The 8494-nt window shown below is 54.1% G+C and carries 7 protein-coding genes; 6 read left to right on the top strand and 1 reads right to left on the bottom strand.

Features of this window, described 5'->3' with window-relative positions; translation table 11 throughout:
* Positions 1-47 precede the first annotated feature (47 nt).
* Together V6D20_17265 and V6D20_17260 are read left to right on the top strand one after the other, a co-directional pair.
* Positions 48-953, top strand: coding sequence for a WD40 repeat domain-containing protein (locus tag V6D20_17265; GenBank protein HEY9817532.1), 906 nt, complete (start codon positions 48-50; stop codon positions 951-953).
* 222 nt (positions 954-1175) lie between these two features.
* Positions 1176-2933 (top strand): sulfotransferase family 2 domain-containing protein, encoded by a 1758-nt coding sequence (locus tag V6D20_17260; protein HEY9817531.1) that lies wholly within the window; start codon positions 1176-1178, stop codon positions 2931-2933.
* On the opposite strand, the gene V6D20_17255 is transcribed toward V6D20_17260, so the two are convergent.
* On the bottom strand, positions 2930-4264 hold the full coding sequence (locus V6D20_17255) for a glycosyltransferase family 1 protein (protein ID HEY9817530.1): 1335 nt from the start codon (positions 4262-4264) through the stop codon (positions 2930-2932). The two genes, V6D20_17260 and V6D20_17255, sit on opposite strands and share 4 nt — an antisense overlap.
* Before the next feature lie 504 nt (positions 4265-4768).
* Here V6D20_17255 and V6D20_17250 point away from each other — a divergent pair.
* From V6D20_17250 to V6D20_17235, 4 genes are all read left to right on the top strand, one after another.
* Complete coding sequence (locus V6D20_17250; GenBank protein ID HEY9817529.1) at positions 4769-5707, top strand: M23 family metallopeptidase; 939 nt, start codon at positions 4769-4771, stop codon at positions 5705-5707.
* A gap of 151 nt (positions 5708-5858) precedes the next feature.
* Positions 5859-6161, top strand: coding sequence for a DUF6464 family protein (locus V6D20_17245; GenBank protein HEY9817528.1), 303 nt, complete (start codon positions 5859-5861; stop codon positions 6159-6161).
* A gap of 364 nt (positions 6162-6525) precedes the next feature.
* A complete protein-coding gene (locus tag V6D20_17240; protein HEY9817527.1) occupies positions 6526-7881 on the top strand; it encodes a M23 family metallopeptidase in 1356 nt (451 codons plus the stop codon).
* Positions 7882-8012: 131 nt separating this feature from the next.
* Positions 8013-8369 (top strand): hypothetical protein, encoded by a 357-nt coding sequence (locus V6D20_17235; GenBank protein ID HEY9817526.1) that lies wholly within the window; start codon positions 8013-8015, stop codon positions 8367-8369.
* Positions 8370-8494 lie beyond the last annotated feature (125 nt).

Raw genomic sequence — 8494 nt, 5'->3', positions numbered from 1 at the left:
CTGTATCTACAACGCTGTGCATCTTTACCTTGTTGAGTTCTTAAACCATGAACCAAATCTCATCCCAAGCATGGCGATGTATTCAAACATTGACCGGACATTCTGCCTGGGTTAGAGCCCTAGCCCTCGATCCTCAAGGCCAATGGTTGGTTAGTGGTAGTGGCGATAAAACGGTAAAACTTTGGTCTCTGAAAACGGGCGAGTTAGCGCGATCGCTGGAGGGGCATGAAGCATGGGTGCGGGATGTGGCGATTAGCTACGATGGCATCCGCGTGGCTAGCTGCAGTAATGATAAAACCGTGCGCATCTGGCAAGCAGCAACCGGTAGCCTAGAGAGCGTTCTCACCGGCCATGGAGACTGGGTGCGATCGGTGATTTTTATCCCCGGCGATCGGGCGATCGCGACGGCGAGCCACGACAAAACCATTCGTCTTTGGAAACTTTCAACCGGCAGCCTACACCGCACCTTGCAGGGCCATGACCACTGGGTGCTGTCCTTGGCGGTGAACCCCAAACAGCCGATGCTAGTCAGCGGTAGCCATGACCAAACCTTGGGCATGTGGACCCTGAGCAGCCGTAAGCCGGTGCGCTTCCTTTCCGGGCACCAAGGGGAAGTGCTGTCGGTCTGCGTGAGTCCCGACGGAAAAGCGATCGCCAGCGGTAGCGCCGACAACACCATTCGCCTGTGGGACTGGGATACAGGGCAGGTGATCTACACCTTGGATACCCATAATCAATCCGTCAACTCGGTGGCCTTTAGCCGAGATGGTCGCCTTTTGGTGAGTGCCAGCAGCGATCGCACCATTCGCCTCTGGGATGCCCGCACCGGCAGCTTGCTGCATGTGATGAGTGATCATGACAGTTGGGTTTGGTCGGCGGTGTTTGCGCCCTTCAGCAACCTCCTAGCCAGTGGCTGCTGGGACGGGCAGATTAAGCTATGGCAGGCAACCTAGGAGATCACTAGGGAAGATGCTAGGGAACAGCAGACAAGGGTACGCCATTCGGGGGAGCCCATTGGGTGGAGGTGCAATTCAGCCATTGGGCGATCGCATTCCACCCCAATTCTTGCTAAGACTGTAAAAGGGTTACTCTGCCACCCCTAGATTACGCAACATCATCTGCCTAAGACCAATACAACCTGTTTTTCTATTTTGGCTACCTAGGATCAATCCTTTATGAGTCCGATTCCCTACAAGCTTCAGCCTCACGATACGCTGTGTTTTGTTCACGTGCCCAAAACCGCAGGAACCACCCTCATCTCCCTGCTAGACGCCAAGTTCCACCGTCAAGACATCTGTCCATCTCAACTTTGGTGCCACCTGGCCACGTCCCCGTTTCTTTCGTCAGACTATCGATTGATTCGCGGTCATTTCACCTGGGATGATTACACCCAATTTGTAGCATCTCCCGTATTTATTTCCATGTTTCGAGATCCCGTGCAGCGCACTATCTCGGAATACAATTTCATGAACGACTACCCCGATTCATGGAAAAATCAGCAAGAACACGTAGACGCTGTCTATCAGTTCAACCATCAGGCTGGCGTGGCTCTCGAAACCAGAATTAAGCTACAGCAGCGAGCGATCGCCACCGATCTAGACAGCTTTGTGCGCGATCCCTTCGTGCAAGAGGCCATGCGCGACCCACACCTGCGGGCCATGGCCACCGCCACCACTGATGCCAGCCATCCCTCCACGGAAAATCTGCTGGAGATTGCTGCTAAACGCCTTGACGATCTAGTCTTTTTTGGCATCTTGGAGGATTTTCAGGCATCCATGGCACTACTGTCCTACAGCTTTGGCTGGTATCCAATTGTGCAATACCAGAAGCTGATGATTGCCAAGACATCCGACTACCTCCAAGGTGTATCGAGCGGTACTCTCGACTGCCTGCGCGACATGAACCAGGGCGATCTGGTTCTCTACGATCGTGCCGTTGAGCAGTTTCGCGATCGCTTCACCCAGATGCAGGCCACCCTCGAAGCTACCTACGGATCGCCAGACTCCCAAAACCAAACGGCTCCGGAGTCTTGGCTAGAGCGTCATTACATCGACTGCTACACCGCTCACCAGCACCCCAAAATCCATCAGCTTGACCTAACCTTTGACCAACCGATTTCCGGCACCGGCTGGCATTTGCGCGAGGGCCATGCTGACACCCTCTTTCGCTGGACCGGCCCTGCCACAGAATCTACCCTGGATCTCCCCCTGGCCAGCGGACAGGATCTCACCCTGCGCATGAAGGTCGTCGGCGGCATTACGCCAGAGGTCGTCAATGGTCTGACCCTCACCGTGGGCGATCGCCCCATTCCCCTCACCAAGATCTGTCATGTTCAAGATGACGGTCTATTTCTGGTGATCTATCAAGGCACCATTCCCCAGAGCGTGATTGAGAGCGATCGCCCCTTCACCCGCCTCCGCTTCCAGGTGCCACGCACGCAATCCCTGCAATCCTTGGATCCTAGCAATCCCGACTACCGCCCCATAGGCCTTGCTGTGAACCAGATCCGCCTCAGCCCCGAGGTTGAACCCTTATCCGAAAGCGATCGCCCCTTCTTATTTCCCCTTGATGACGTCTATTGGCGAGAAACGGCGCAGTTTGTTCGTCAGCACTGGCTCACGAGCGAGAAAATAGTTGGCCCCATAGAATTTGCCGAGTATTTCCCAGGGCAACTGACACCCTACCTACAAGCCCTGAAAAAGCCGATGGGCTATAACCAGTGGGTGATCATCCATAAAGGTCAGATACCGACCCTACCGCAGCACCTGTTCTCTGTCATCGAGACCTGGACGCTAGTCTTCGCCAATCCAGTGTTTGCCGTCCTCACCGCCCATCCAAACTGGAACGCGTTAGACCCCACCAACCATGCTGACGCCGATGCCTATCACCAAAGCGTTCTTGTAAGGTTGGAGTCGGCCGCGATCGCTCCCTAAAGCACGAGCTGGTAGGCCTGCTGCAGACGTTCGTTATAGCGCTCTAGGCTAAACCGCTCTGCATTTTGCTTACCAGCTTTGGCTAGATCCTTTTGCAAGGCTTCGTCGCCTAGGAGTTGGGATAGCTTTTGTTCCATATCCGACACGCTATAAGGATCTACATAGAGTGCCGCGTCTCCGCAAACCTCTGGCAATGACGATACGTTGGAGGTAATCACCGGACAGCCAAAGGACATGGCCTCCAGCGGCGGGAGCCCAAAGCCTTCGTACAGAGAAGGAAATGCCAGGCAGGTTGCTCCGGCATAGAGATGGCGCAAATCTTCAGTGGTGACATAGTCCAGCAGGCGAAACTTTTTCTTAGCTACCTCTGTCCCGAAAATAGTATCGATCGCCCCGATTTCGTTTTCCCACAGCCAGCCTCGCTTGCCCACGATGACAAACTGCGTATCGGTGTCTAACCGAGCATAGGCGTCAATCAGGCGGCCTAGGTTTTTCTTAGGTTCGATCGCCCCTACAAACAAAATGTAGTTTTTGCGCTCAATGCGAAACCGTTTGAGATAGCGCTGGATCTCCTCCGGTGTTTTATTCAACGGCTCTAGGGCAATGGGTTGATAGGTTACCTGAATCTTGTCAGGATGGACATCAAATAAATCTACCATATCTCGCTTGGAATGTTCAGATACGGTAAGAATTAGGGCAGAATTTTTGAGGCAGCGTTGCACCACCTTGTAAAATAGCCGCTTATTATCCAAGGTGGTGTAGGGCAAGCGCAGGGGAATCAGGTCGTGGATGGTGGTAATTTTTTGGGCACCGGGTACCGTCATCGGTAGGGTGTAGGTGGCGTGGAAGATATCGACCTTTTTGGGTAAGGTGACGCCCATGGAAAGCCCTAGCCGAAACAGGGCTGCAGCTGTTTGATAGCAGCCAGGTAGGTTATAGGTTCCGGTAATATCTAGCAAATCCGTGATCGAAGCCATAAAACTACCCCGCACGGATCCACGTATCACCACATGCCCTGTATCAATTTGGCGGGCTGTAAACGACTGATGGCTGAGGGTGCGGCTAGCATCTAGCAACAGGCGGGCCGATCGCTTCAGATAAGGTCCGTGTGAATATCGATGGGGCCCTTCATGCACATCAAAGAATAAGACTTCTTCCAAGGATGCATCTTTTAACTTAGGAATGTTACGCCCATATAGCACGTTGACCTCTGCGCCTAGGTCTTTGAGCGATCGCACCAAGCTAATGCCATAGGTTTTGATGCCGGTTCCTTGGCTGAGTTGCAGGTTATAACCATCAACTAAAACATTCACTCCCGCTAAGTTGCTCATGGGTCTTGCCTATCAGTATTGCTGGTATAGAGTTGGAACATGGCCCTTTAGAACCTACCACGCCCTATCCTCATCTGTCAGAACGCGTCAGATGAAGGCGTACTTCCCCATCCGTTGCTGATCAGAGTGGTTGGTTGGGCGTTAGGACATAGAGTCCCGTCCGAGTGTAAAGCAGGTTTCTAAAAATGGGAGGATTTTGCAGCTTTTCGCCATCTTCCGTTAAAGCTTGATGAAGTCCAGCACGTTTCTGAGTGACCTAAGGCACACTGATGGAAGATTTGTTCCCGATCGCCTGGTTGGCTGACCAACGTTGCTTTCCCTCACCCCCAACTCTACACCCGAAGGACTAGGCGAGCTGATTGCTGCTCCTCCTCTTCTTAAGGATCAACGGTTACGGTGCGAGGTTTCAAACTCTATGTTTCCCCCCTGTGATCCCATCGTGGGTCAGTCCATCAGCCCAACATCTATCAGGTCACCTGTTTGCATCGTACCGAGAGGAAACCTATGAAACTGACTACGCTTGGCACTACGTTTTTCAAGGCTAAACCGGTTCAATCGACCCAACTATCCGACACAGACAAGACGGCGATCGCTGCCAATACCACCCTCGATATTGTTGCCTATACCGAAGAAGCAGATCACTTCAACGTCCAGCTTGCGGCGGCGCTCCAGGGGCGTGATCGCTGGTATGTCTACGCTCCCCACGTTCGGATTGTGGATGCAGCCGCACCGCCGAAACTCAAGCTGCAGGTGATCGACAGTACGCTGCTCAAGCTCAAGCCCATTCAGGGATCGGAGCTAGCCGACACCGAAAAGGCTGCCCTGCGTGGAGGCGTCGAACTTGGTCTGCTGGAGTACAACGAAAACGAGATGAACCACTATCAGGTGAAGCTTGCCGAAGCGATCCAGGGGCAAGATACCTGGTATGTCTATGTGCCCCATGTGCGCGTTCTTGGAGAAGATGGTAAACCGGTGATTGTCCAGCGGGCAGCTATGGGCATTCCCTCCGACACCGGCTGGGCTTGGCCGATGAAAGGTACCAGTTGCGGCCCCAAGTGTGAATTTGGATTTGCCCGCGGACGCCTCCATGCAGGCGTAGACATTGGTGGCTACACCCCAGATGAATGCTACGCGGCCAGCGATGGAGTCGTTAAAACTGTCAAAAATGACACTTCCGGGGCGGAGGGACGTGCTATTTACATCCAGCGGGCGGATGGTTGGCAGCACGTCTACTTTCACATGCGCTCCATTGCTGTAAAGCCGGGGCAAGCCGTGAAGCGCGGTCAGTTAATTGGCATCCGGGGCGGGTCGGGCTTTGACGGCGAAGGGCGGGAAATCGACGGCGGTGGCTATTCCATTCACCTACATTTTGAAATCCGTAAGCCGGATGGGGAACCGGTCGATCCACGGACTATTTTGCCCAAGGACAATAGCTGCCCCTAGGCTGAATCGAGGGCGATCGCTTTCCCATCTCTCGAACCCTGTAGCGATCGCCCTGGGCAACCCCTACAGGGTTCGATCCCTTGCCAGACGGCGGAGAAAGCCGCATCATGTCGGTAAACTTGATGGAGTCTAGCTGAATCTCGTTGCATCTATGGTGATTGCACTGCTCATTCTCTTGATTGGACTCTCGCCATCCATCGCCTCTTGGCTCGTCCTGCGCCGGGCCGATGCTCGTGCCCAGGCACGGCTGCAATTAGCCCTCGACTCGCTGGCATCTCGGGGGCTGCCATCCCTAGAACACCACCCCGATCGCCAGTATGTGGAAGGCTTAGGCTATGTGATGGGTGATATCAGTTGCCGCTTAAATGCGCGATCGCCCTATGTGCGCTGTGCCGTGAATCCTACCGGTCCCTGCCAGGATTGCCGCGCCTACGAATCGACACTGCTGGAGTAGCCTCTAGGCCCCTGGATGAACCAGAAGCGATCGCTCGGGAACTTTTGGGAGGACATCAACGATCTACACCCAGGGGTTCTCGCCTGCCAACCGGATGATACCGAGATGTTCCTTGGAGTGTTACAGTTTGTGTTGTACTGCGATGATTCGCTAGGATAATTCGAGATTATTCTTTGTCTTAACTCATTCACCTCCCCTGTGCTCGTCCCAAGGCTGGTATCCCCCAACCTAATGAACCGATAGTAGGACGATCGTTCGTCATCCCATCGGTCATCATGCGGACAGATCAATATTTCTCTGAAATGAGAGATCAGGTGATACGTTCGATCGCGTTCTTCAGTGCTATGCCAAGTGATAATCCGCAATGACTCAGCGACGTTCTTTTCAGTCTGTTTCATCTAGCCTGATTCAATGGACTCCCCAGCGCGTGGGTGCCGCTTGCCTCATTGGCGGGGCAAGTCTTTTGGTCCACAGTGCAGCGATCGCTCAAACCGCCGCTGACCTCGATCCAGGCCTGGAGCTTGATTATTCCACCGAGGTGCAAGAGGTTCCTTCGGCCAACGATCTGCTAGACTCTGTGCCCATGCCGTCTGAGCGCCCCGTCTCCGAAGCGTCTCAGCCCATCTACTCCAACACTCCGGATGTCATGTTTGAGGACAATGGAGCTGATGTGTCAGCGCCCATGTCGGTGGATGATCTGATGCAAAGCCCGCCTAGCTTGGCCGGCGGCAGCGATATTGACAGCGCCAATGACTACAACCTCGGCGCAACCTATGCCCCCGATCAAGTTGGCTCCGTCGTTCTATCCGAGCGCTCCACCGGCTGCCAAACGACCCTAGAACGCGGGCAAGACCTGGCGTCTCTCTGTGCGCCATCGGCTAGCAGCAGCGGGCAGTCGGTCAACCTTGGCCCCGTTTCAGTCGGGCCAGACGGCGTTAGCCTCAACCCAATTCCTTCCTTCGATAATTTCTACAACGTTACGACTCGCCCCATCAGCCAGCCTAGTAATGGCGATCGCAGCCTGCTTTTCCCCCTCTCCATTCCAGCTCCCATTACCTCCCTCTTTGGCTGGCGGCAGCATCCCATTTTCGGTGATGCCCGATTCCACTCGGGGATTGACCTAGGAGCGCCCATGGGAGCGCCGGTGGTGGCAGCCTTTAGTGGACAAGTGGTCACCGCTGAGTTTCTTCAAGGCTATGGGTTGACCGTCGTTTTGACGCACAACGACGGCACCCAGGAAACCCTCTATGCCCACCTATCCGAAATTTTTGTGAAGCCGGGCGATACGGTGGCCCAGGGTGATGTGGTGGGACGGGTTGGCAGCACCGGCAACTCCACCGGCCCTCACCTGCACTTTGAAGTACGCGAGCTAGAAAATGGTACTTGGGTCACCCTCAACCCAGCAGCATCGCTACAAGTGGCTCTCAACAACTTCGTCAATGGCTTTGACGGGCTACAAGTTGCTCAAACGTGGTCGAAGACAGGGCTTCAGGCTGGTCTATCCCGCTCGGAGAAACACCAAGATATCTGGATGCCCCTAGCCGTTCGGGTTGGCATGTTTGCCCCTATTCCCCAAAAGCCAGACCTGATTCCACCGGAGCAGATGGAACGGGTGGTGGTCAGCAAGTCGATTCCTGGCAGTGAGGCACTGGTGAGCAGCGATCGCCCTGAACCCATCACGTCTGAACTAATCGTGAGCGATCGCTCTGATGAACGCTAGACGCCAAGGCTGAGGATAAGGGTCTGCCTGTTGAAGATGGAACGGGCAGACCTAGTTTTATGGGCCATAATGGCAATATAAAGTGTAAAACTATCCTATTAGTACGCCTATTCTCAATGGGATGTGTGCCGATGCAGGTTACTAAGCTATCGATTTCCCTGTCGCAGTCTTTGCTGGCGTTTGTAGAAGACTATCAGCACAATCACGCTTTTAGCTCACACTCGCAGGTGATCGAAAAAGCGCTAGAACTGTTGCGTGAGCAAGAATTGCAAGCAACTCACCTCCCGGTTGATGCCGCAACCCACCCAGACCAGAATGTAGCTATAGGCTGTGAGCCGCCTACACTCACACAGACTCAGGCAACGATTTTGCAGCGGATGGGTGGTGTGCCTAAGCACCTACTCTCCACAGGAGGCTTATCCGAGCGAGAGACCCGCCAAGCTCTCATCTCCGAAAGAATTCAGGCGCGCTATCAAGCTCGATCCTAATGGCACAGGCGGCGATTTTGATTGATACAGGGCTGATGGTCGCCTTCTACGATTCTGCCGATCGCCATCACGACGCTGTAGTAAAGTTTTTCGCAACCTGCACCAGCCAATTGATAACCACGGTG

The sequence above is a fragment of the Candidatus Obscuribacterales bacterium genome (genome assembly GCA_036703605.1).
Taxonomy (GTDB): domain Bacteria; phylum Cyanobacteriota; class Cyanobacteriia; order RECH01; family RECH01; genus RECH01.
This window is presented reverse-complemented; position numbering and strand designations above follow the sequence as displayed.

What these genes read in the sequence shown, in the direction of transcription:
- V6D20_17265 (HEY9817532.1), top strand. Translation starts at nt 48, where the DNA reads ATGAACCAAATCTCATCCCAAGCATGGCGATGTATTCAAACATTGACC.
- V6D20_17260 (HEY9817531.1), top strand. Translation starts at nt 1,176, where the DNA reads ATGAGTCCGATTCCCTACAAGCTTCAGCCTCACGATACGCTGTGTTTT.
- V6D20_17255 (HEY9817530.1), bottom strand. Translation starts at nt 4,264, where the DNA reads ATGAGCAACTTAGCGGGAGTGAATGTTTTAGTTGATGGTTATAACCTG.
- V6D20_17250 (HEY9817529.1), top strand. Translation starts at nt 4,769, where the DNA reads ATGAAACTGACTACGCTTGGCACTACGTTTTTCAAGGCTAAACCGGTT.
- V6D20_17245 (HEY9817528.1), top strand. Translation starts at nt 5,859, where the DNA reads ATGGTGATTGCACTGCTCATTCTCTTGATTGGACTCTCGCCATCCATC.
- V6D20_17240 (HEY9817527.1), top strand. Translation starts at nt 6,526, where the DNA reads ATGACTCAGCGACGTTCTTTTCAGTCTGTTTCATCTAGCCTGATTCAA.
- V6D20_17235 (HEY9817526.1), top strand. Translation starts at nt 8,013, where the DNA reads ATGCAGGTTACTAAGCTATCGATTTCCCTGTCGCAGTCTTTGCTGGCG.